This window comes from Escherichia sp. WS338 (assembly GCF_046486405.1).
In the GTDB taxonomy this organism is placed as follows: Bacteria; Pseudomonadota; Gammaproteobacteria; order Enterobacterales; family Enterobacteriaceae; genus Escherichia; species Escherichia coli.
In genome coordinates, this window is sequence record NZ_JBJQLL010000007.1 from 66,838 (window position 1) to 90,417 (window position 23,580).

The 23,580-nt window shown below is 52.6% G+C and carries 20 protein-coding genes and 3 pseudogenes; 11 read left to right on the forward strand and 12 right to left on the reverse strand.

Annotation, left to right across the window (positions count from 1 at the left end; genetic code table 11):
* Window positions 1-18: 18 nt before the first annotated feature.
* Window positions 19-399 (forward strand): annotated as a pseudogene (gene caiF, locus ACJHWT_RS08410) (carnitine metabolism transcriptional regulator CaiF); the annotation flags it as partial.
* Window positions 400-518: 119 nt separating this feature from the next.
* Here the strand turns inward: caiF and caiE are convergent.
* From caiE to caiT, 6 genes are all read right to left on the reverse strand, one after another.
* Window positions 519-1,109, reverse strand: a complete 591-nt coding sequence (caiE, locus tag ACJHWT_RS08415) for a carnitine operon protein CaiE (RefSeq protein WP_000122882.1) — start codon at window positions 1,107-1,109, stop codon at window positions 519-521.
* Between the two features lie 5 nt (window positions 1,110-1,114).
* Complete coding sequence (gene caiD, locus ACJHWT_RS08420; RefSeq protein WP_000004399.1) at window positions 1,115-1,900, reverse strand: crotonobetainyl-CoA hydratase; 786 nt, start codon at window positions 1,898-1,900, stop codon at window positions 1,115-1,117.
* A gap of 108 nt (window positions 1,901-2,008) precedes the next feature.
* Window positions 2,009-3,562 carry a crotonobetaine/carnitine-CoA ligase gene (caiC, locus tag ACJHWT_RS08425; RefSeq protein WP_001317612.1) on the reverse strand — a complete coding sequence of 518 codons (1,554 nt, stop codon included), beginning with the start codon at window positions 3,560-3,562 and terminating at the stop codon, window positions 2,009-2,011.
* Between the two features lie 72 nt (window positions 3,563-3,634).
* A complete protein-coding gene (caiB, locus tag ACJHWT_RS08430; protein ID WP_000349928.1) occupies window positions 3,635-4,852 on the reverse strand; it encodes an L-carnitine CoA-transferase in 1,218 nt (405 codons plus the stop codon).
* A gap of 117 nt (window positions 4,853-4,969) precedes the next feature.
* Window positions 4,970-6,112 carry a crotonobetainyl-CoA dehydrogenase gene (caiA, locus tag ACJHWT_RS08435; RefSeq protein WP_000347117.1) on the reverse strand — a complete coding sequence of 381 codons (1,143 nt, stop codon included), beginning with the start codon at window positions 6,110-6,112 and terminating at the stop codon, window positions 4,970-4,972.
* Between the two features lie 30 nt (window positions 6,113-6,142).
* On the reverse strand, window positions 6,143-7,657 hold the full coding sequence (gene caiT / locus ACJHWT_RS08440; protein WP_000787103.1) for an L-carnitine/gamma-butyrobetaine antiporter: 1,515 nt from the start codon (window positions 7,655-7,657) through the stop codon (window positions 6,143-6,145).
* Between the two features lie 472 nt (window positions 7,658-8,129).
* On the opposite strand from caiT, the gene ACJHWT_RS08445 reads away from it, so the two are divergent.
* The 10 genes and pseudogenes from ACJHWT_RS08445 (at window position 8,130) to ACJHWT_RS08490 (ending at window position 16,654) form a co-directional block, all read left to right on the forward strand.
* Complete coding sequence (locus ACJHWT_RS08445; protein ID WP_000692217.1) at window positions 8,130-8,900, forward strand: electron transfer flavoprotein FixA; 771 nt, start codon at window positions 8,130-8,132, stop codon at window positions 8,898-8,900.
* A gap of 14 nt (window positions 8,901-8,914) precedes the next feature.
* Window positions 8,915-9,856, forward strand: a complete 942-nt coding sequence (locus ACJHWT_RS08450; RefSeq protein WP_001091515.1) for an electron transfer flavoprotein subunit alpha/FixB family protein — start codon at window positions 8,915-8,917, stop codon at window positions 9,854-9,856.
* A 50-nt stretch (window positions 9,857-9,906) separates the two neighbouring features.
* Window positions 9,907-11,193: an FAD-dependent oxidoreductase gene (locus ACJHWT_RS08455; protein WP_001695416.1), complete on the forward strand. Its 1,287-nt coding sequence runs from the start codon at window positions 9,907-9,909 to the stop codon at window positions 11,191-11,193.
* Window positions 11,190-11,477 (forward strand): ferredoxin-like protein FixX, encoded by a 288-nt coding sequence (fixX, locus tag ACJHWT_RS08460; protein ID WP_000203741.1) that lies wholly within the window; start codon window positions 11,190-11,192, stop codon window positions 11,475-11,477. Before ACJHWT_RS08455 ends, fixX begins: the two co-directional genes overlap by 4 nt.
* A 58-nt stretch (window positions 11,478-11,535) precedes the next feature.
* Window positions 11,536-12,867, forward strand: a complete 1,332-nt coding sequence (locus ACJHWT_RS08465; RefSeq protein ID WP_001183198.1) for an MFS transporter — start codon at window positions 11,536-11,538, stop codon at window positions 12,865-12,867.
* Window positions 12,868-12,974: 107 nt separating this feature from the next.
* On the forward strand, window positions 12,975-13,505 hold the full coding sequence (kefF, locus tag ACJHWT_RS08470) for a glutathione-regulated potassium-efflux system oxidoreductase KefF (protein ID WP_000600725.1): 531 nt from the start codon (window positions 12,975-12,977) through the stop codon (window positions 13,503-13,505).
* A complete protein-coding gene (kefC, locus tag ACJHWT_RS08475; protein ID WP_000377115.1) occupies window positions 13,498-15,360 on the forward strand; it encodes a glutathione-regulated potassium-efflux system protein KefC in 1,863 nt (620 codons plus the stop codon). The genes kefF and kefC overlap by 8 nt, the downstream gene beginning before the upstream one ends.
* Window positions 15,361-15,551: 191 nt before the next feature.
* The gene (gene folA, locus ACJHWT_RS08480; RefSeq protein ID WP_000624375.1) at window positions 15,552-16,031 is read left to right on the forward strand and encodes a type 3 dihydrofolate reductase; all 480 of its coding nucleotides are present in this window, start codon (window positions 15,552-15,554) and stop codon (window positions 16,029-16,031) included.
* A gap of 85 nt (window positions 16,032-16,116) precedes the next feature.
* Complete coding sequence (locus tag ACJHWT_RS08485; protein ID WP_000125563.1) at window positions 16,117-16,350, forward strand: type II toxin-antitoxin system CcdA family antitoxin; 234 nt, start codon at window positions 16,117-16,119, stop codon at window positions 16,348-16,350.
* A 2-nt stretch (window positions 16,351-16,352) separates the two neighbouring features.
* Window positions 16,353-16,654: pseudogene (locus ACJHWT_RS08490) on the forward strand (CcdB family protein).
* Here the strand turns inward: ACJHWT_RS08490 and apaH are convergent.
* The 6 genes and pseudogenes from apaH to lptD all read right to left on the reverse strand — a co-directional run bounded on the left by apaH (window position 16,651) and on the right by lptD (window position 23,382).
* Window positions 16,651-17,495, reverse strand: a pseudogene (apaH, locus tag ACJHWT_RS08495) (bis(5'-nucleosyl)-tetraphosphatase (symmetrical) ApaH). The pseudogenes ACJHWT_RS08490 and apaH sit on opposite strands and share 4 nt — an antisense overlap.
* Before the next feature lie 6 nt (window positions 17,496-17,501).
* A complete protein-coding gene (gene apaG, locus ACJHWT_RS08500) occupies window positions 17,502-17,879 on the reverse strand; it encodes a Co2+/Mg2+ efflux protein ApaG (protein ID WP_000610901.1) in 378 nt (125 codons plus the stop codon).
* 2 nt (window positions 17,880-17,881) lie between these two features.
* Window positions 17,882-18,703, reverse strand: a complete 822-nt coding sequence (gene rsmA, locus ACJHWT_RS08505) for a 16S rRNA (adenine(1518)-N(6)/adenine(1519)-N(6))-dimethyltransferase RsmA (RefSeq protein ID WP_001065361.1) — start codon at window positions 18,701-18,703, stop codon at window positions 17,882-17,884.
* The gene (pdxA, locus tag ACJHWT_RS08510) at window positions 18,700-19,689 is read right to left on the reverse strand and encodes a 4-hydroxythreonine-4-phosphate dehydrogenase PdxA (protein WP_000241249.1); all 990 of its coding nucleotides are present in this window, start codon (window positions 19,687-19,689) and stop codon (window positions 18,700-18,702) included. The genes rsmA and pdxA overlap by 4 nt, the downstream gene beginning before the upstream one ends.
* Entirely contained in the window at window positions 19,689-20,975 is a 1,287-nt protein-coding gene (gene surA, locus ACJHWT_RS08515; RefSeq protein ID WP_000800457.1) for a peptidylprolyl isomerase SurA, read from the reverse strand. The genes pdxA and surA overlap by 1 nt, the downstream gene beginning before the upstream one ends.
* 52 nt (window positions 20,976-21,027) lie before the next feature.
* Window positions 21,028-23,382, reverse strand: coding sequence for an LPS assembly protein LptD (lptD, locus tag ACJHWT_RS08520; RefSeq protein WP_000746142.1), 2,355 nt, complete (start codon window positions 23,380-23,382; stop codon window positions 21,028-21,030).
* Window positions 23,383-23,580: the final 198 nt, after the last annotated feature.

Consider the following 23,580-nt stretch of genomic DNA (forward strand, 5'->3'; position numbering starts at 1 on the left):
CGTATGTGTGAATGATGTGTTGAAAAACCACTCTATTTGTTAATCGCCGAATGGATGATGGCTGAAAACCGGTGGGTGATAGCAAGAGAGATCTCTATTCATTTCGATATTGAACACAGCAAGGCGGTTAATACCCTGACTTATATTCTGTCGGAAGTCACAGAAATAAGCTGCGAAGTTAAGATGATCCCTAATAAGCTGGAAGGGCGGGGATGCCAGTGCCAGCGACTGGTAAAAGTGGTTGATATCGATGAGCAAATTTACGCGCGTCTGCGCAATAACAGCCGGGATAAATTAGTCGGCGTAAGAAAGACGCCGCGTATTCCTGCCGTTCCGCTCACGGAACTTAACCGCGAGCAGAAGTGGCAGATGATGTTGTCAAAGAGTATGCGTCGTTAATGTCATTTCGTTGATACCACGCAGCCTGGTTGCCGGATGCAGTTCATGGCGCATCTTATCCGGCCTACGGTTGCTTTCCAGCCAGGTCGGATAAGGCGTTTACGCCGCATCCGGAAAGATCACCGTTTCGGCGTCACATCCGTCGTCCCCTGCAAACGGGGGCGATTTTCCTCCATTTGCCTCAGTGGCTGCGTTTCATGTAATGATGCATGACAGCGCCCGACAAGATCCTGATACTCTTTGGTATTCAACCGTTTCCAGTGTAACTCGTCGTCACTCACGCTGCGTACAGCGCGGGCTGGCGTACCCATCAACAACTGGCGTTTCTCGCCGCGAAAGCCCGCTTTGACAAAGCTCATAGCGGCAACAATGCTCTCTTCGCCAATGACCGCGCCATCCATAATCACGCTGTTCATCCCGACCAGTGCATCGCGACCAATCACACAACCATGCAGGATCGCTCCGTGCCCGATATGACCGTTTTCCCCAACGATGGTGTCAGTGTCGCAGTAGCCATGCATAATGCAGCCATCCTGAATATTGGCTCCCGCTTGCACGATCAACCGCCCGTAGTCACCACGCAGTGAGGCGAGTGGGCCGATGTAGACACCGGCTCCCACAATCACATCGCCAATCAAGACTGCGCTGGGATGGACAAACGCCGTCGGGTGAACCACCGGAATTAACCCCTCAAAGGCGTAATAGCTCACGGTTGTTAACGTCCTTTCCACACTGGATCGCGCTTCTCGGCAAACGCCAGCGGCCCTTCAATGGCATCCTCCGAATGCAGAACCGATGGATAGTGTTTCAACACGCCGCTGCGAATATAGCGATACGCTTCTTCTACCGGCATTTCACTGGTGGTGCGGTAGATCTCTTTCAGCGCCGCAATCGCCAGCGGAGCGCTGTTAACCAGCTGCTGCGCCAGTTCGCGGGCGTTATCCATCAGTTCCGCCTGGCTAACCACGCGGTTGACTACCCCCCAACGCAGCGCCTCTTCTGCGCCCATTCGTCTGCCGGTCATCACCATTTCATTGACGATGGCAGGCGGCAGGATCTTCGGCAGACGCAGCACGCCGCCGCTGTCAGGAACGATGCCCAGTTTGGCTTCCGGTAGGGCGAAGCTGGCGTTATCGGCACAAACAATAAAATCTGCCGCCAGCGCCAGTTCAAAGCCGCCGCCAAAGGCATAGCCGTTCACAGCGGCGATGACCGGTTTGTCGAGATTGAAAATTTCGGTTAATCCCGCAAAACCTCCCGGGCCAAAGTCAGCATCCGGTGCTTCGCCTTCTGCTGCCGCTTTTAAATCCCAGCCCGCGGAAAAGAATTTCTCTCCGGCACCGGTAATAATGGCGACACGTAATTGCGGATCGTCACGGAAATTTAGAAATACTTCGCCCATTTCAAAGCTGGTTTTTGCATCAATAGCATTCGCTTTTGGACGATCAAGGGTAATTTCCAGAATTGATCCATTGCGGGTCAGATGTAATGATTCACTCATTCCTTTTCTCCATTTTTGCTTTTTCAGGGACGACAACATCCCTGCAAAAAATGCATATTGTTTTAGAGCGTGATTATTAGCTGACAGGGTAGTTCCCTGCCGTTTCATTTATTTCAGATTCTTTCTAATTATTTTCCCCGAGCAATTACGTGGCAGATCTTTTCTGATCTCCAGATAAGAGGGCACTTTAAATTTCGCCATATTCTGTTCACAGAAGCAGAAGAATTCCTCTTCGCTCAATGTTTCACCTTCATTCAGTACCACAAATGCTTTGATGGCTTCATCGCGAATCGAATCTTTAATACCCACAACCACGATATCCTGAATTTTTGGATGGGTGGCGATGATATTTTCGAGCTCCACGCAGGAGACATTCTCGCCACCGCGTTTGATCATATTGCAGCGGCGATCGACGAAATAAAAAAAGCCCTCTTCGTCGCGGTATCCGGTATCGCCGGTATGTAGCCAGCCATCGGCTTCCAGCACTTTCGCAGTGGCTTTCGGGTTGAGAAAATACTCTTTGAAGATGGTTTTCCCTGGTACGCCTTTAATACAGATTTCACCGAGCTCACCAGCCGGGAGGGGACGATTGTGATCGTCGCGGATCTCCGCTTCGTAGCAAAAGCCCGCCCGACCAATCGACGGCCAGCGCCGTTTATCGCCAGGGCGATCGCCGATAATGCCCACAATGGTTTCCGTCATCCCATAAGACGTCAGCAAGCGAACGCTGAAGCGTTCACAAAACGCGTCTTTTTCCTGCTCCGACAGGTTGAGATAAAACATCACTTCCCGCAGGCAGTGTTGCCGATCGTTCGCTGAAAGCGGCTGCACCATCAACGTACGAATCATCATCGGAATACATTCGGTAATGGTGGCGCGGTAGTTCTGCACCTGTCCCCAGAAGGCGCGGGCGCTGTATTTCTCGACAAGCACAAAGGTGGCCCCGGCAGAAAACGCCGCCATCGCCGCAGTACACTGGCAGTCAATATGAAACGCAGGCATTACCGTCAGGTAGACGTCATCGTCACGCAGTGCACATTGCCAGGCGGAGTAATATCCAGCGAAGCGCAGGTTGTAATGGGTAATCACCACCCCTTTCGGTCGGGAGGTGGTGCCGGAGGTGAAGAGAATTTCCGCCGTATCGTCAGTCGATAGCGGCGGTGCATAGCACAAGGTGGCAGGTTGTTGATTTTTCAGTTGAGTAAACGAACTCACGCCATCATCAGCGGGAAGTGCCATATCTGTCAGGCAAATGTGCCGCAACTGAGAGGCATCTTCCTGCTGAATCTGTTGATACATAGGATAAAATTGCGCACTGGTCACCAGCAGGCACGCCTGGCTATTTTGCAGGATCCACGTGCTTTCTTCGCGCAACAGGCGGGCGTTAATCGGCACCATAATCGCACCAATTTTTGCCAACCCGAACCAGCAAAAGATAAATTCCGGGCAGTTGTCGAGATGTAGAGCAACCTTGTCGCCTTTGCGAATCCCCAGCGTATAAAACAGGTTTGCCGTGCGGTTAATCTCCTGATTTAACTCAAGATAACTATACCGGTTAACGACTCCGCTGCTGGATTCACAAATCAGCGCCGTTTTATGACCGTAAACGTCCGCCAGATCGTCCCACATTTGACGTAGATGTTGTCCGCCAATGATATCCATTGCACCTCTATCCATTTTGTTCGTTTGTTATTGAGCGGGCGCTAGTCAGGCAAGCTGACTGACGCCACGCGTTTAGTCCTCAACTTTGGCCAGACCTTTGCTGACCAACTCCTGAATGTCGTTTTCGCTGTAGCCGATATTTTTCAAAATGGCAGCCGTGTCCATGCCATGTGAGGGCATTCCGCGCCAGATTTGTCCGGGGTTATTTTTGAATTTAGGCATCACGTTCGGCCCTTTGCAGGTGCGACCATCCATCGTTTGCCACTGAGTGATTGATTCGCGAGCCACATACTGTGGATTGCTTTCCAGTTCCGGTACGGTCAGTACTTTGGCACAGGCGATATTCAGTTCGGCAAAGCGTTCTTTAACTTCTGCGATGGTATGTGCCGCCAGCCAGGCATCGAGTTTCTCTTCTACCAGTGGGCCGTAAGGGCATTCGATACGGTGGATAAGCTGAGTGCCTTCCGGGATTTCCGGCGTACCGAGCAGATGCGCGAGGCCAATATCTTTAAAGCACTCTTCAATTTGAGTAATGCCCACCAGTTCCATCACGATGTAGCCGTCGGCGCATTTGTACAGACCGCAACCGGCGTAGTAGGGATCTTTACCTTTGGTCATGCGCGGGCACATTTCTCCGCCGTTGAAGTAATCCATCATGAAGTACTGGCCCATACGCAGCATCACTTCATACATGGCGATGTCGATACTTTCGCCTTTACCGGTTTCACGCGCTTTATGCAGTGCTGCCAGCGCCGCCGTGGTGGCGGTCAGGCCAGAAAAGTAATCGGCGGTATACGGGAAGGCAGGCATTGGCTGGTCAACATCACCGTTCTGAATCAGGTAACCACTGAAGGCCTGGGCGATGGTGTTATAGGCCGGAAGATTGGTGTACTCCTCGGTGCCGTACTGACCAAAACCGGACAGGTGAGCGATAACCAGTTTCGGGTTGTGCTGCCACAGGACTTCATCGGTAATGCCACGACGGGCAAAGGCCGGACCTTTACTGGCTTCGATGAAGATATCGGTGGTTTCCATTAATTTCAGAAACGCTTCGCGGCCTTCATCTTTGAAAATATTTAACGACAGCGCGTGCAAATTGCGGCGGGAGAGCTGCGGGTAGTTCGGTTGAACGCGAATGGTGTCGGCCCAGGCGACGTTCTCGATCCAAATAACTTCCGCGCCCCATTCTGCGAACATTTGTCCGGCAAACGGTCCGGCGATTTCGATACCGGAGAAGACAACGCGCAATCCGGCCAGCGGTCCGAATTTCGGCATGGGTAGATGATCCATTATTAGCTCCTGAAAAATTTATGTAGCGCATGACTGCCGGATGCGGCGTAAACGCCTTATCCGGCCGACCGTCGGCCTGATAAGACGCGTCAGCGTCGCATCAGGCAGCGCACGGACTTAGCGGTATTGCTTCAGCACCGCGCGACCCAGCGTCAGGATCTGCATTTCGTCAGATCCTCCGGAGACGCGGTCTACACGCAGGTCACGCCAGAAGCGGCTGATGCGGTGGTTGCCCGCAATCCCGACACCGCCCAGCACCTGCATTGCGCTATCCACAACTTCAAATGCCGCATTGGCGCAGAAGTATTTGCACATCGCTGCATCGCCAGAGGTGATGGTGCCGTTGTCTGCTTTCCACGCTGCTTCATACAGCATGTTTTTCATGGAGTTTAATTTGATCGCCATGTGGGCGAATTTTTCCTGAATCAACTGGAAACGACCAATAGCCTCGCCAAACTGCACGCGCTGGTTGGCGTAGCGCGCCGCATCTTCAAAGGCGCACATCGCCGTACCGTAGTTGGTCAGGGCTACCAGGAAACGTTCATGGTCGAACTCTTCTTTGACGCGGTTAAATCCGTTACCTTCCCGACCGAACATGTCTTTCTCGTCCAGTTCCACGTCGTCAAAAGTGATTTCACAGCAGCTATCCATACGCAGACCGAGCTTCTCAAGTTTGGTCACTTTGATGCCCGGTTTGCTCATATCAACAAACCATTCGGTGTAGACAGGTTTGTCCGGAGAAGCCCCGTCGCGCGCCATCACCACGATGTACGGGGTGTAGGCGCTGCTGGTAATAAAACACTTACTACCATTAAGATAAATCTTACCATTTCTACGGGTATAAGTCGTTTTCAGGCTACCCACGTCGGAGCCCGCGCCCGGTTCGGTAATCGCTGAGTTCCACATCTGCTTACCGGTGCCGCGGAAAGCCATAATCTTGTCGATCTGCTCTTGTGTGCCTTCGCGCAGGAAGGTATTGAACCCGCCCGGCAACTGGTACAGCACATAGGTTGGTGCCCCCAGACGTCCCAGCTCCATCCACACGGCGGCGAGAGTAACAAAACCCGCGTCAAGACCACCGTGCTCTTCAGGAATCAGCAGACTGTCGATACCCATATCCGCCAGTGCTTTGACAAAACGTTCCGGGTAGACGCTGTCACGGTCGCACTCGGCAAAATAGGCCTCCCAGTTTTCGCTGGCCATCAGTTCGCGGATACCGGCGACAAACAGTTCCTGCTCATCATTTAAATTAAAATCCATCTTTCAACCTCTTGATATTTTGGGGGTTAATTAATCTTTCCAGTTCTGTTTCGCGTCTTTAATAAAGGAGAGCGTCACCATAATGTTGACGAAGAACAGCGGGCATCCTCCGGCGATAATGGCGGTTTGAATCGGTTTCAGGCCGCCGAGCGCCAGCAGAACAATACCGATAATGCCAACCAGAATTGACCAGCCGATACGCACCAGCAGCGGTGGTTCTTCACCATCGCGTACTTCGCGGCAAGTGGACATCGCCAGGGTATAAGAGCAGGCGTTAACCAGCGTAACGGTGGCAATAAAGCAGAGGATGAAGAAGCCCCACATGGTGGCGGTGCTGAGTGGCAGAGCGGCCCAGGTTTCGATGATGGCGCGCGCCACACCGTACTGTTCGATCAGATTTGGAATGTTGATGATGTTTTTATCTATCAACAGCAGAGTGTTACTACCGAGTACAGTCCACAGGATCCAGGTTGACGCTGTCAGCCCCAGCACCATGCCGAAGCACAGTTCACGCACGGTACGACCACGGGAGATGCGGGCGAGGAAGATGCTCATCTGGATAGCGTAAATCACCCACCATGCCCAGTAGAACACGGTCCAGCCCTGCGGGAAGCCGCCTTTAGCGATGGGATCGGTATAGAACAACATGCGCGGCAGATACATCAGCAACATCCCCACCGAATCGGTGAAGTAGTTCATGATGAAGCTGGCACCGCTGACGATGAACACCCAACCCAGCATCAGGAAGCTCAGGTAACTACGCACGTCACTGGCGATACGTACCCCTTTTTGCAGACCGCAAGCGACGCAAATGGCGTTGAGGATAATCCAGCAGGTAATGATGATAGCGTCCAGTTGCAGGGTATGCGGAATGCCAAACAACCATTGCATACACTCGGTCACCAGCGGCGTGGCAAGGCCCAGACTGGTACCCATCGCGAAGATCAAGGCGACGAGATAGAAGTTGTCGACGATAGTGCCGAACAACCCTTTGGCGTGTTTTTCACCTACCAGCGGCACCAGGGTGGAGCTGGGGCGAATCACTTCCATTTTGCGGACAAAGAAGAAGTAAGCGAAGGCGACTGAAAGGAAGCTGTAAGTGGCCCACGGCAGAGGTCCCCAGTGGAACAAGCTGTAAGCCAGCCCCAACTCTTTCGCGCCTGTTGAGTTCGGTTCTAAGCCAAACGGCGGGGTGGAGATGTAGTAGTAGATCTCAATCGATCCCCAGAACAGTACGGCAGCAGACGTACAGGAGGCGAACATCATAAAGATCCAACTGGCGGTACTAAATTCTGGTGGTTCGTTACCTAAACGCTTTTTGGCATACGGGCCAAACACCAGCCAGAACCAGCCGAAAAGCATCACCACCATATACCATTCAAATGCCCATCCCCATACATTGGTGACGTAACTGAATACAGCATTAATAACGACATTCGCCGCATCCAGATCTCTGACTGTAAGCCAACAAAGTATGCCGACGATTATTAACGGCGGAAAGAAAACCTTCGGTTCTATTCCCGTTTTTCTCTTTTCATTCTTCATGAGTTAATTCCACTGTGAAAACGAACATTTATTTTGCGTTCCCGTTTGTTTTATTTTTGTTAACATTTAATATAATTATTATTAACCTCGTGGACGCGTTAATGGCTAACTCATAATGGGTATTCAATAAGCTGCATTCTGTGATTGTTATCACATTTTTGTTTCGGGTGAATAGAGGGCATTTTTTCGTTAATTTTGATTATTAATCAGTTTGTTATGTTCTGTTGTGAGTAAAAAAATAGCATCTGACTTTCAATATTGGTGATCCATAAAACAATATTGAAAATTTCTTTTTTCTACGCCATGTTTTCAATATTGGTGAGGAGCTTAACAATATTGAAAGTTGGATTTATCTGCGTGTGACATTTTCAATATTGGTGATTAAAGTTTTATTTCCAAATTAAAGGGCGTGATATCTGTAATTAACACCACCGATATGAACGACGTTTCCTTCATGATTTCTGGAGATGCAATGAAGATTATTACTTGCTATAAGTGCGTGCCTGATGAACAGGATATTGCGGTCAATAATGCTGATGGTTCGTTAGACTTCAGCAAAGCCGATGCCAAAATAAGCCAATACGATCTCAACGCTATTGAAGCGGCTTGCCAGCTAAAGCAACAGGCAGCAGAGGCGCAGGTGACGGCCTTAAGTGTGGGCGGTAAAGCCCTGACCAACGCCAAAGGGCGTAAAGATGTGCTATCGCGCGGTCCGGATGAACTGATTGTGGTGATTGATGACCAGTTCGAGCAGGCACTGCCGCAACAAACGGCGAGCGTACTGGCTGCAGCCGCTCAGAAAGCAGGCTTTGATTTGATCCTCTGTGGCGATGGTTCTTCCGACCTTTATGCCCAGCAGGTTGGTTTGCTGGTAGGCGAAATCCTTAATATTCCGGCAGTTAACGGCGTCAGCAAAATTATCTCCCTGACTGCAGATACCCTCACCGTTGAGCGCGAACTGGAAGATGAAACAGAAACCTTAAGCATTCCGCTGCCTGCGGTTGTTGCTGTTTCCACTGATATCAACTCCCCACAAATTCCTTCGATGAAAGCCATTCTCGGCGCGGCGAAAAAGCCAGTCCAGGTATGGTCGGCGGCGGATATCGGTTTTAACGCAGAGGCAGCCTGGTCAGAACAACAGGTTGCCGCGCCGAAACAGCGCGAGCGTCAGCGCATCGTGATTGAAGGCGACGGCGAAGAACAGATCGCCGCATTTGCTGAAAATCTTCGCAAAGTCATTTAATTACAGGGGATGCTATGAACACGTTTTCTCAAGTCTGGGTATTCAGCGATACCCCTTCTCGTCTGCCGGAACTGATGAACGGTGCGCAGGCTTTAGCTAATCAAATCAACACGTTCGTCCTCAATGATGCCGACGGCGCACAGGCAATCCAGCTCGGTGCTAATCATGTCTGGAAATTAAGCGGCAAACCGGACGAGCGGATGATCGAAGATTACGCCGGTGTCATGGCTGACACTATTCGCCAGCACGGCGCAGACGGTCTGGTGCTGTTGCCAAACACCCGTCGCGGCAAATTACTGGCGGCGAAACTGGGTTACCGCCTTAACGCGGCGGTGTCTAACGATGCCAGCGCTGTTAGCGTGCAGGACGGTAAAGCGACAGTGAAACACATGGTTTACGGCGGTCTGGCGATTGGCGAAGAACGCATTGCCACGCCGTATGCGGTTCTGACCATCAGCAGCGGCACGTTCGATGTGGCTCAGCCAGACGCGTCACGCACTGGCGAAACGCACACCGTGGAGTGGCAGGCTCCGGCTGTGGCGATTACCCGCACGGCAACCCAGGCGCGTCAGAGCAACAGCGTCGATCTCGACAAAGCCCGCCTGGTGGTCAGCGTTGGTCGCGGTATTGGCAGCAAAGAGAACATTGCGCTGGCAGAACAGCTTTGCAAGGCGATAGGTGCGGAGTTGGCCTGTTCTCGTCCGGTGGCGGAAAACGAAAAATGGATGGAGCACGAACGCTATGTCGGTATCTCCAACCTGATGCTGAAACCTGAACTGTACCTGGCGGTGGGGATCTCCGGGCAGATCCAGCACATGGTTGGCGCTAATGCGTCGCAAACCATTTTCGCCATCAACAAAGATAAAAATGCGCCGATCTTCCAGTACGCGGATTACGGCATTGTTGGCGACGCCGTGAAGATCCTTCCGGCACTGACCGCAGCTTTAGCGCGTTGATCCACTCTGGCAGGGCTGCATTTTGGCCCTGCCGCTGACAGGGAGCTCTTATGTCCGAAGATATCTTTGACGCCATCATCGTCGGTGCAGGGCTTGCCGGTTCGGTTGCCGCACTAGTGCTCGCCCGCGAAGGTGCGCAAGTGTTAGTTATCGAGCGAGGCAATTCCGCAGGTGCCAAGAACGTCACCGGCGGGCGTCTCTATGCCCACAGTCTGGAACACATTATTCCTGGTTTCGCTGACTCCGCCCCCGTAGAACGCCTGATCACCCATGAAAAACTCGCGTTTATGACGGAAAAGTCAGCGATGACTATGGACTACTGCAATGGCGACGAAACCTCGCCATCCCAGCGTTCTTACTCCGTTTTGCGCAGTAAATTTGATGCCTGGCTGATGGAGCAGGCTGAAGAAGCGGGCGCGCAGTTAATTACCGGGATCCGCGTCGATAACCTCGTACAGCGCGATGGCAAAGTCGTCGGTGTAGAAGCCGATGGCGATGTGATTGAAGCGAAAACGGTGATCCTTGCTGATGGGGTGAATTCCATCCTTGCCGAAAAGCTGGGGATGGCAAAACGCGTTAAACCGACGGATGTGGCGGTTGGCGTAAAGGAACTGATCGAGTTACCGAAGTCGGTTATCGAAGACCGTTTTCAGTTGCAGGGTAATCAGGGCGCGGCTTGCCTGTTTGCGGGATCACCCACCGATGGCCTGATGGGCGGTGGCTTCCTTTATACCAATGAAAATACCCTGTCGCTGGGGCTGGTTTGTGGTTTGCATCATCTGCATGACGCAAAAAAATCGGTGCCGCAAATGCTGGAAGATTTCAAACAACATCCGGCCGTTGCACCGCTGATCGCGGGCGGCAAGCTGGTGGAATATTCCGCTCACGTAGTGCCGGAAGCAGGTATCAACATGCTGCCGGAGTTGGTTGGTGACGGCGTATTGATTGCCGGTGATGCTGCCGGAATGTGTATGAACCTCGGTTTTACCATTCGCGGTATGGATCTGGCGATTGCCGCCGGGGAAGCAGCAGCAAAAACTGTGCTTTCAGCGATGAAAAGCGACGATTTCAGTAAGCAAAAACTCGCGGAATATCGTCAGCATCTTGAGAGTGGCCCGCTGCGCGATATGCGCATGTACCAGAAACTACCGGCGTTCCTTGATAACCCACGCATGTTTAGCGGCTACCCGGAACTGGCGGTGGGCGTGGCGCGTGACCTGTTCACCATTGACGGCAGTGCGCCGGAACTGATGCGCAAGAAAATCCTCCGCCACGGCAAGAAAGTGGGCTTAATCAATCTGATCAAGGATGGCATGAAAGGAGTGACCGTTTTATGACTTCTCCCGTCAATGTGGACGTCAAACTGGGCGTCAATAAATTCAATGTCGATGAAGAGCATCCGCACATCGTTGTGAAGGCCGATGCAGATAAACAGGCCCTGGAGCTGCTGGTGAAAGCGTGCCCCGCAGGTCTGTACAAGAAGCAGGATGACGGCAGTGTGCGCTTCGATTACGCCGGATGTCTGGAGTGCGGCACCTGTCGCATTCTGGGGCTGGGGTCGGCGCTGGAACAGTGGGAATACCCGCGCGGCACCTTTGGTGTGGAGTTCCGTTACGGCTGATGTTGGTTTGATACGTAACGCCGTACTGACTCTCATTGCAAAAAAACAGGAATAACCCATGCAACCGTCCAGAAACTTTGACGATCTTAAATTCTCTTCTATTCACCGCCGCATTTTGCTGTGGGGAAGCGGTGGTCCGTTTCTGGATGGTTATGTACTGGTAATGATTGGCGTGGCGCTGGAGCAACTGACTCCGGCGCTGAAACTGGACGCTGACTGGATTGGCTTGCTGGGCGCGGGAACGCTCGCCGGGCTGTTCGTTGGCACATCGCTGTTTGGCTATATCTCCGATAAAGTCGGACGGCGCAAAATGTTCCTCATCGATATCATCGCCATCGGCGTGATATCGGTGGCGACGATGTTTGTCTCATCCCCCGTCGAACTGTTAGTGATGCGGGTACTCATCGGCATTGTCATCGGTGCAGATTATCCCATCGCCACTTCGATGATCACTGAGTTCTCCAGTACCCGTCAGCGGGCGTTTTCCATCAGCTTTATTGCCGCGATGTGGTATGTCGGCGCGACCTGCGCCGATCTGGTCGGTTACTGGCTTTATGATGTGGAAGGTGGTTGGCGCTGGATGCTGGGTAGCGCAGCGATCCCCTGTTTGTTGATTTTGATTGGTCGATTCGAACTGCCTGAATCTCCCCGCTGGTTGTTACGCAAAGGGCGAGTAAAAGAGTGCGAAGAGATGATGATCAAACTGTTTGGCGAACCGGTGGCTTTCGATGAAGAGCAGCCGCAGCAAACCCGTTTTCGCGATCTGTTTAATCGCCGCCATTTTCCTTTTGTTCTGTTTGTTGCCGCCATCTGGACCTGCCAGGTGATCCCGATGTTCGCCATCTACACCTTTGGCCCGCAAATCGTTGGTTTGTTGGGATTGGGTGTTGGCAAAAATGCGGCACTGGGGAACGTGGTGATTAGCCTGTTCTTTATGCTCGGCTGTATTCCACCGATGCTGTGGCTAAACACTGCCGGACGGCGTCCATTGTTGATTGGCAGCTTTGCCATGATGACGCTGGCGCTGGCGGTTTTGGGGCTGATCCCGGATATGGGGATCTGGCTGGTAGTGATGGCATTTGCGGTGTATGCCTTTTTCTCTGGCGGGCCGGGTAATTTGCAGTGGCTCTATCCTAATGAACTCTTCCCGACGGATATCCGCGCCTCTGCCGTGGGCGTGATTATGTCCTTAAGCCGTATTGGCACTATTGTTTCGACCTGGGCACTGCCGATCTTTATCAATAATTACGGTATCAGTAACACGATGCTAATGGGGGCGGGTATCTCGCTGTTTGGCTTGTTGATTTCCGTAGCGTTTGCCCCGGAGACTCGAGGGATGTCACTGGCGCAGACCAGCAATATGACGATCCGCGGGCAGAGAATGGGGTAATTTGTTCAGATTTCTCTCTTTTCTGAATCAATATTATTGACTATAAGCCGCGTGAATATATGACTACACTTTGTGGGAAAACAAAGGCGTAATCACGCGGGCTACCTATGATTCTTATAATTTATGCGCATCCGTATCCGCATCATTCCCATGCGAATAAACGGATGCTTGAACAGGCAAGGACGCTGGAAGGCGTCGAAATTCGCTCTCTTTATCAACTCTATCCTGACTTCAATATCGATATTGCCGCCGAGCAGGAGGCGCTGTCTCGCGCCGATCTGATCGTCTGGCAGCACCCGATGCAGTGGTACAGCATTCCTCCGCTTCTTAAACTTTGGATCGATAAAGTCTTCTCGCACGGCTGGGCTTACGGTCACGGCGGCACGGCGCTGCATGGCAAACATTTACTGTGGGCGGTGACGACCGGCGGTGGGGAAAGCCATTTTGAGATTGGTGCGCATCCGGGCTTTGATGTGCTGTCACAGCCGCTACAGGCGACGGCAATCTACTGCGGGCTGAACTGGCTGCCACCGTTTGCCATGCACTGCACCTTTATTTGTGACGACGAAACCCTCGAAGGGCAGGCGCGGCACTATAAGCAACGTCTGCTGGAATGGCAGGAGGCACATCATGGATAGCCATACGCTTATTCAGGCGCTGATTTATCTCGGTTCGGCGGCGCTGATTGTTCCCATTGCGGTACGTCTCGGTCTGGGATCGGTACTTGGCTACCTGATCGCCGGCTGCATTATTGGCCCGTGGGGGCTGCGACTGGTGACCGATGCCGAATCTATTCTGCACTTTGCCGAGATTGGCGTGGTGCTGATGCTGTTTATTATCGGCCTCGAACTCGATCCACAAAGGCTGTGGAAGCTGCGTGCGGCGGTGTTCGGCGGCGGCGCATTGCAGATGGTGATTTGCGGCGGCCTGCTGGGGCTGTTCTGTATGTTGCTTGGGCTGCGCTGGCAGGTCGCGGAATTGATCGGCATGACGCTGGCGCTCTCCTCTACGGCGATTGCCATGCAGGCGATGAATGAACGCAATCTGATGGTGACGCAAATGGGTCGCAGTGCCTTTGCGGTGCTGCTGTTCCAGGATATCGCGGCGATCCCGCTGGTGGCAATGATCCCGCTACTGGCGGCGAGCAGTGCCTCGACGACGATGGGCGCATTTGCTCTCTCGGCGTTAAAAGTGGCGGGTGCGCTGGTGCTGGTGGTATTGCTGGGGCGCTATGTCACGCGTCCGGCACTGCGTTTTGTTGCCCGCTCTGGCTTGCGGGAAGTGTTTAGTGCCGTGGCGTTATTCCTCGTGTTTGGCTTTGGTTTGCTGCTGGAAGAGGTCGGCTTGTCGATGGCGATGGGCGCGTTTCTGGCGGGCGTACTGCTGGCAAGCTCGGAATACCGTCATGCGCTGGAAAGCGATATCGAACCATTTAAAGGTTTGCTGCTGGGGCTGTTTTTCATCGGCGTTGGCATGTCGATAGACTTTGGCACGCTGCTTGAAAATCCGTTGCGCATTGTCATTTTGCTGCTCGGTTTCCTCATCATCAAAATCGCCATGCTGTGGCTGATTGCCCGGCCGTTGCAGGTGCCAAATAAACAGCGTCGCTGGTTTGCGGTGCTATTAGGGCAGGGTAGTGAGTTTGCCTTTGTAGTATTTGGTGCGGCGCAGATGGCGAATGTGCTGGAGCCGGAGTGGGCGAAATCGCTGACCCTGGCGGTGGCGCTGTCGATGGCGGCAACGCCGATTCTGCTGGTGATCCTCAATCGCCTTGAGCAATCTTCTAGTGAAGAGGCGCGTGAAGCCGATGAGATCGACGAAGAACAGCCGCGGGTAATCATCGCCGGATTCGGTCGTTTTGGGCAGATCACCGGACGTTTACTGCTCTCCAGCGGGGTGAAAATGGTGGTGCTCGATCACGATCCGGACCATATCGAAACCTTGCGTAAATTTGGTATGAAAGTGTTTTATGGCGATGCCACGCGGATGGATTTACTGGAATCTGCCGGAGCGGCGAAAGCGGAAGTGCTGATTAACGCTATCGACGATCCGCAAACCAACCTGCAACTGACGGAGATGGTGAAAGAACATTTCCCGCATTTGCAGATTATTGCCCGCGCCCGCGATGTCGACCACTACATTCGTTTGCGTCAGGCAGGCGTTGAAAAGCCGGAGCGTGAAACCTTTGAAGGTGCGCTGAAAACCGGGCGTCTGGCACTGGAAAGTTTAGGTCTGGGGCCGTATGAAGCGCGAGAACGCGCCGATGTGTTCCGCCGCTTTAATATTCAGATGGTGGAAGAGATGGCAATGGTTGAGAACGACACCAAAGCCCGCGCGGCGGTCTATAAACGCACCAGCGCGATGTTAAGTGAGATCATTACCGAGGACCGCGAACATCTGTCATTAATTCAACGACATGGCTGGCAGGGAACCGAAGAAGGTAAACATACCGGCAACATGGCGGATGAACCGGAAACGAAACCCTCATCCTAATAAAGAGTGACGTAAATCACACTTTACAGCTAACTAATTGTTTTTATTTCATTGTAATGCGGCGAGTCCAGTGGGAGAGCGTGGACTCGCCAGCAGAATATAAAATTTTCCTCAACATCATCCTCGCACCAGTCGACGACGGTTTACGCTTTACGTATAGTGGCGACAATTTTTTTTATCGGGAAATCTCAATGATCAGTCTGATTGCGGCGTTAGCGGTAGATCGTGTTATCGGCATGGAAAACGCCATGCCGTGGAACCTGCCTGCCGATCTCGCCTGGTTTAAACGCAACACTTTAAATAAACCCGTGATTATGGGCCGCCATACCTGGGAATCCATCGGTCGTCCGTTGCCAGGACGCAAAAATATTATCCTCAGCAGTCAACCGGGTACGGACGATCGCGTAACGTGGGTGAAGTCGGTGGATGAAGCCATTGCGGCGTGTGGTGACGTACCAGAAATCATGGTGATTGGCGGCGGTCGCGTTTATGAGCAGTTCCTGCCGAAAGCGCAAAAACTGTATCTGACGCATATCGACGCGGAAGTGGAAGGCGACACCCATTTCCCGGATTACGAGCCGGATGACTGGGAATCGGTATTCAGTGAATTCCACGATGCCGATGCGCAGAACTCTCACAGCTATTGCTTTGAGATTCTGGAGCGGCGGTAATTTTGTATATTAGAATTCCGGCATCACTGATACGTGCAGATATCCGTGTTTACTAGACGTATAAATTGTACAGGAGCACGATATCATGACTGCAAAACGTACCACACAAAGTGTGACCGTCACCGTCGACCGTGAGTTAGTCAATCGCGCTCGTGATGCAGGCTTAAATATGAGCGCCACCCTTACGGTTGCGCTCAATGCTGAACTTAAAAAACATGCAGCAATACGTTGGCGTGAAGAGAACGCAGAAGCTATCGCTGCGTTAAATCAATTGGCTGATGAAACCGGATGTTTCTCTGATGAGTACCGGAGCTTCTAGCGATGCAATTTACGGTATACCGCAGTCGCGGCAGGAACGCCGCGTTTCCCTTTGTTATCGATGTTACCAGCGACATTATTGGTGAGATTAATCGCCGTATTGTTATTCCATTAACACCTATTGAACGATTTATCCGTATTCGCCCTCCAGAACGGCTTAACACAATCCTTTTACTGGTAGACGGCTCATGACGCATGAGACTGCAACTGTTCCAGTTAACGCGCTGGGAACGAAATTTTGCGATGCCAGCGCGCACCGAACGTTGATTAAAGGAGCATTAGATTTTATGCTCGACGGGATTTAAGACGCGGCCGCCTCTCCCTCACCCATATCTGCCGGTTCGACGGCTGGACAAAATACTGTTTATCTTCCCAGCGCAGGCAGGTTAATGTACCACCCCAGCAGCAGCCAGTATCCAGCGCGTAAATACCTTCCGGCGTACCTTTGCCTTCCAGCGATGCCCAGTGACCAAAGGCGATGCTGTACTCTTCAGCGACAGGGCCAGGAATCGCAAACCACGGTTTCAGTGGGGCAGGGGCCTCTTCCGGCGATTCTTTGCTGTACATATCCAGTTGACCGTTCGGGAAGCAAAAACGCATACGGGTAAAGGCGTTGGTGATAAACCGCAGTCTTCCCAGCCCCCGCAATTCCGGTGACCAGTTATTTGGCATATCGCCGTACATGGCATCAAGGAAGAAGGGGTAGGAGTCGCTCGACAGCACCGCTTCTACATCGCGCGCGCACTCTTTGGCGGTCTGTAGATCCCACTGTGGCGTGATCCCGGCGTGGGCCATCACCAGCTTTTTCTCTTCGTCGATTTGCAGCAGAGGCTGGCGACGCAGCCAGTTAAGCAGCTCGTCGGCATCCGGCGCTTCCAGCAGCGGTGTCAGGCGATCTTTCGGTTTATTGCGGCTGATCCCGGCAAATACCGCCAGCAGATGCAGATCGTGATTGCCCAGCACCAGACGTACGCTGTCGCCTAAGGATTTCACATAGCGCAGAACATCCAGCGAACCCGGGCCGCGCGCGACCAGATCGCCCGTCAGCCAGAGGGTATCTTTCCCAGGGGTAAATTCTACTTTATGCAGCAATGCGATCAGTTCATCGTAACAACCATGAACGTCGCCAATAAGGTATGTCGCCATATTCTTTTAATGAATGAGTGTGGGAACGGCGAGTCGGAATACGGGAATGTCGATGCTGAAAGGGACGCCATTTTCATCGATCATTTCGTAGTGACCCTGCATGGTGCCCAGCGGGGTTTCAATGATTGCACCGCTGGTGTACTGGTACTCTTCGCCAGGTGCGATAAGTGGCTGGACGCCAACCACTCCTTCGCCCTGGACTTCGGTTTCACGGCCATTGCCATTGGTGATCAGCCAGTAACGCCCCAACAACTGCACTGGCGCTCGCCCCAGATTGCGTATGGTTACGGTATAAGCAAAAACGTAACGTTCATTATCAGGTGAAGATTGTGCCTCAATGTAGACGCTTTGAACCTGAATACACACTCGGGGCGAATTGATCATCGTTAACTCTCCTGCAAAGGCGCGTTCTCCGCCAGATAGTTCGCCATCTGGCAATATTGCGCGACAGAGATATTTTCCGCTCGCATCGCCGGGTCGATCCCCATTCCCGTTAACACCTCGACGCTAAACAGGTTGCCGAGGCTGTTACGAATGGTTTTACGACGCTGGTTAAAGGCTTCGGTGGTGATGCGGCTCAACACGCGAACATCTTTAACCGGGTGAGGCATCGTTGCATGAGGAACCAGGCGCACGACGGCGGAATCCACTTTGGGTGGTGGTGTAAAGGCTGACGGCGGTACTTCCAGCACCGGGATCACGTTGCAATAGTATTGCGCCATGACGCTTAATCGACCATACGCCTTGCTGTTCGGTCCTGCAACCAGACGATTCACCACCTCTTTTTGCAACATAAAGTGCATGTCGGCAATGGCATCAGTATAGCTAAACAGATGGAACATCAACGGCGTGGAGATGTTATAAGGCAGGTTGCCGAAAACACGCAGCGGCTGACCCATTTTCTCGGCCAGTTCACCAAAGTTAAAGGTCATCGCATCCTGCTGATAAATAGTCAGTTTCGGGCCTAAGAATGGATGCGTTTGCAGACGTGCCGCCAGATCGCGGTCAAGTTCGATGACCGTGAGCTTATCCAGACGTTCGCCGACCGGTTCGGTCAATGCCGCCAGACCGGGGCCGATTTCGACCATCGCCTGGCCCTTCTGCGGGTTAATGGCAGAAACAATGCTGTCGATCACGAACTGATCGTTGAGAAAGTTTTGCCCGAAGCGTTTACGGGCTAAGTGGCCCTGGTGGACTCGATTATTCATTGGGTGTTAACAATCATTTTGATGGCGAGATTAAGCGCCGTAATAAAACTGCCGACATCGGCTTTGCCACGTCCCGCCAGTTCAAGCGCGGTACCGTGGTCCACTGATGTGCGAATAAAGGGCAGGCCCAGCGTAATGTTCACACCGCGCCCGAAGCCCTGGTATTTTAGCACGGGAAGACCCTGATCGTGGTACATCGCCAGCACCGCGTCGGCGTTATCAAGATATTTCGGCTGAAACAGGGTATCGGCAGGCAGCGGCCCGTTGAGTTTCATCCCCTGCGCCCGCAGCTTGTCGAGCACCGGAATAATGGTGTCTATCTCTTCCGTACCCATATGACCGCCTTCGCCCGCGTGCGGATTCAGCCCGCAGACCAGAATGCGCGGTTCGGCAATACCAAATTTGGTCCGCAAATCGTGATGCAAAATAGCAATCACTTCGTGCAAAAGCGCAGGGGTGATAGCATCTGCGATATCGCGCAGCGGTAAATGCGTCGTTGCCAGCGCCACGCGAAGTTCTTCGGTCGCCAGCATCATCACCACTTTTTTCGCCTGCGAACGCTCTTCGAAAAACTCGGTATGACCGGTAAACGGAATGCCTGCGTCGTTAATGACGCCTTTATGCACGGGGCCTGTGATCAGCGCAGCAAATTCACCGTTCAGACAGCCATCACACGCTCGCGCCAGCGTCTCCACTACGTAATGCCCATTTTCAACCGCTAACTGCCCCGCAGTGACAGATTCACGTAGCGCGACAGGAAGTAGCGTTAATGTGCCCGCAGTTTGCGGTTGTGCAGGGGAGTTGGGGGAATAAGGACGGAGGGTGAGCGGCAAACCGAGCATCGCTGCCCGGTCGGTAAGGAGAGTGGCATCGGCACAAACAACCAGTTCGACTGGCCACTCACGCTGTGCAAGCTGGACAACTAAGTCCGGGCCAATCCCGGCGGGCTCGCCGGGAGTGATCACAACACGTTGGGTTTTAACCATTAGTTGCTCAGGATTTTAACGTAGGCGCTGGCACGTTGTTCCTGCATCCAGCTTGCTGCTTCTTCCGAGAACTTACGGTTCATCAGCATGCGGTACGCACGATCTTTCTGTGCCGCGTCGGTTTTATCGACATTACGGGTATCCAGCAGTTCGATTAAATGCCAGCCGAATGAAGAGTGAACCGGTGCACTCATTTGACCTTTGTTCAGGCGGGTCAGGGCGTCACGGAAGGCCGGATCGAAAATATCTGGTGTAGCCCAACCGAGATCACCGCCCTGGTTAGCAGAGCCTGGATCCTGAGAGAACTCTTTCGCTGCGGCAGCAAAAGTCGTTTTACCACTCTTGATATCGGCAGCGATCTGTTCCAGTTTCACGCGGGCCTGTTCGTCAGTCATGATCGGCGACGGTTTCAGCAGAATATGGCGAGCATGAACTTCGGTCACCGAGATATTTTTGCTTTCGCCGCGCAGGTCGTTAACTTTCAGAATATGGAAGCCAACGCCGGAACGAATCGGGCCAACAATGTCGCCTTTCTTCGCGGTGCTTAATGCCTGGGCGAAGATCCCCGGCAACTCCTGAATACGGCCCCAGCCCATCTGGCCGCCGTTCAGCGCCTGCTGGTCGGCAGAATGAGCAATCGCCAGCTTACCGAAATCAGCGCCGTTACGCGCCTGATCGACAATGGCGCGTGCCTGGCTTTCCGCTTCGTTCACCTGATCAGAGGTCGGGTTTTCCGGCAGCGGGATCAGGATGTGGCTCAGGTTCAGCTCAGTGCTGGCGTCGTTTTGGTTACCCACTTGCTGCGCCAGGGATTCGACTTCCTGCGGCAGGATGGTGATGCGACGACGCACCTCGTTGTTACGCACTTCAGAGATAATCATCTCTTTGCGGATCTGGTTACGATAGGTGTTGTAGTTCAGACCATCGTAAGCCAGACGGCTGCGCATCTGATCCAGCGTCATGTTGTTCTGTTTCGCGATGTTAGCAATCGCCTGATCCAGCTGCTCATCGGAGATTTTCACTCCCATTTTCTGCCCCATCTGCAGGATGATTTGATCCATGATCAAACGCTCCATGATTTGGTGGCGCAGCGTCGCGTCATCAGGAAGTTGTTGCCTTGCCTGAGCAGCGTTCAGTTTTACCGACTGCATTAATCCATCAACGTCGCTTTCCAGCACGACGCCGTTATTGACGACGGCTGCGACTTTATCGACTACCTGGGGGGCAGCGAAACTGGTATTCGCGATCATGGCGATACCGAGAAGCAGCGTTTTCCAGTTCTTCATACTTTTTCCATTTCAATTAACCGCACTGCGGATTACGTGGTAAATCAACAAATCACAAAGTGTTTTGATACGGCAGAATGTTCGAACGCAGCATCTCTTGCGTACCCAGACCGTAGTTGGAGCTCAGGCCGCGAAGTTCGATGTTAAAGCCGATTGCGTTGTCATATACCGCATGTTGTTTATCGTTATCCCAACCGTTCAGCTTCCGCTCGTAACCGACGCGAATCGCATAGCAGCAGGAGCTGTATTGCACACCTAACATAGAGTCGGCTTGCTTGTTCGCATTGGTGTCGTAGTAGTAGGCCCCAACAATGGACCAACGATCGGCAATTGGCCAGCTGGCGACGGCTCCTACCTGCGAAATACCATTCTTATATTGCTCAGCAGTGGAATAGTACTTAGGCAGCGTTGCCTGAATATATTCCGGGCTGGCGTAACGGTAATTCAGCTGTACCAGACGGTCTTCATCCCGACGGTATTCAATGCTGGAGTTACTGGTCGCTACGTTATCCAGACGTGTATCGTACTGAATCCCGCCACGCAATCCCCAACGATCAGAGATGCGCCAGTAAGTATCGCCTGCCCATACCAGTGAGCCCGTTTTGTCGTCATTCTCCCATGTTATGTTGTCATCGCCAGTGCGAGACTCCGTGAAATAGTAGATTTGACCAACGGAAATATTAAAACGTTCAACGGCAGCATCATCATATATGCGAGATGTGACACCGGTCGTCACCTGGTTAGCGGAGGCAATACGGTCAAGACCGCCGTAAGTCCGGTCCCGGAACAGGCCGGAGTAGTCAGATTGCAGCAGCGAAGAGTCGTAGTTATAGATTTTGCTCTGATCGCGATATGGCACATACAGATACTGCGCGCGTGGTTCCAGTGTCTGGGTATAGCCCGGCGCCAGCATTTCCATATCACGCTCGAAGACCATTCTACCGTCTACCTTGAACTGCGGCATTACACGGTTAGCGGACTCTGCCAGCCTGGTCGTGTTTCTGGAGTTATACCAGTCAAGATTGGTTTGCTGATAATGGGTTGCCAGCAACTTCGCTTCAGTATTGATGCTGCCCCAGTTATTAGAGAGCGGCAGATTGATGGTCGGTTCCAGGTGAACACGAGTCGCCTCTGGCATGTCATCTCTGGTGTTAACAAAGTGCACTGCCTGGCCGTAAATACGCGTATCAAACGGACCAACATCATTCTGGTAGTAGTTAACGTCTAACTGCGGCTCTGCCGAGTAGCTACTGGTGTTCTGCTCGCTGAAGACCTGGAACTGCTTGGTTGAAACGGTGGCATTGAAGTTCTGCACCGCATAGCCAATGCTGAATTTTTGCGTTGCGTAGCCGTCGGTACTGGAACCGTATTTGTTATCGAAATCATTGAAGTAGCTAGGATCGCTGACTTTGGTGTAGTCGACGTTGAAACGCCACACCTGATCCATGACCCCGGAGTGTTTCCAGTAGAACAACCAACGACGTGAACTGTCATCGTTCGGGTGTTCATCTTCATAGACTTTATCTGAAGGCAGATAGTCCAGTTCCATCAAGCCAGCGCCAGCCTGGGAGAGGTAGCGGAATTCGTTCTCCCACATGATATTGCCACGACGATGCATATAATGCGGCGTGATGGTGGCATCCATATTTGGCGCGATGTTCCAGTAATATGGCAGGTAGAACTCAAAGTAGTTGGTGGTGGTGTACTTGGCGTTCGGGATCAAGAAACCAGAGCGACGTTTGTCACCCACCGGCAACTGCAAATAGGGGCTATAAAAGATCGGTACCGGACCCACCTTAAAGCGGGCGTTCCAGATCTCCGCAACTTGTTCTTCGCGGTCATGAATAATTTCGCTACCTACCACGCTCCAGGTATCAGAACCCGGCAGACAGGAGGTAAAGCTACCGTTATCCAGAATGGTATAGCGGTTTTCGCCACGTTGTTTCATCAGGTCCGCTTTACCGCGGCCCTGGCGACCCACCATCTGGTAATCACCCTCCCAGACGTTGGTATCTTTGGTGTTCAGATTCGCCCAGCCTTTCGGCCCTTTGAGGATCACCTGGTTATCGTCGTAATGGACATTACCGAGCGCATCAACGGTACGCACCGGCTCCGGTTGTCCTGGTGCCTCTTTTTGATGGAGCTGCACTTCGTCGGCCTGCAGACGGCTGTTACCCTGCATGATATCCACGCTGCCAGTAAACACGGCGTCATCCGGGTAGTCCCCTTTCGCGTGGTCAGCATTGATAGTCACGGGTAAGTCATTGGTATCGCCCTGTACCAGAGGACGGTCATAGCTTGGCACGCCCAACATGCACTGTGAGGCGAGGTCGGCTGCCAGTCCCTGTTGACTATAAAGGGCGGTGGCAATCATGGTGGCCAGGAGAGTGGGGATACGTTTTTTCATACGTTGATTTTATTGTTCCATCATCGGTAACGTTGCGCGTGACAAACGGTCAGAGACTAACGTACTCGTCATCTCTACGCTAGTGTTAATCCTGTCCGAATAGCGTCTGTGGTGTTAGGCACGGCATTGAATGACAGGTATGATAATGCAAATTATAGGCGATGTCTCACAATAGACCGCAGCCAGAAATGGGTAAAA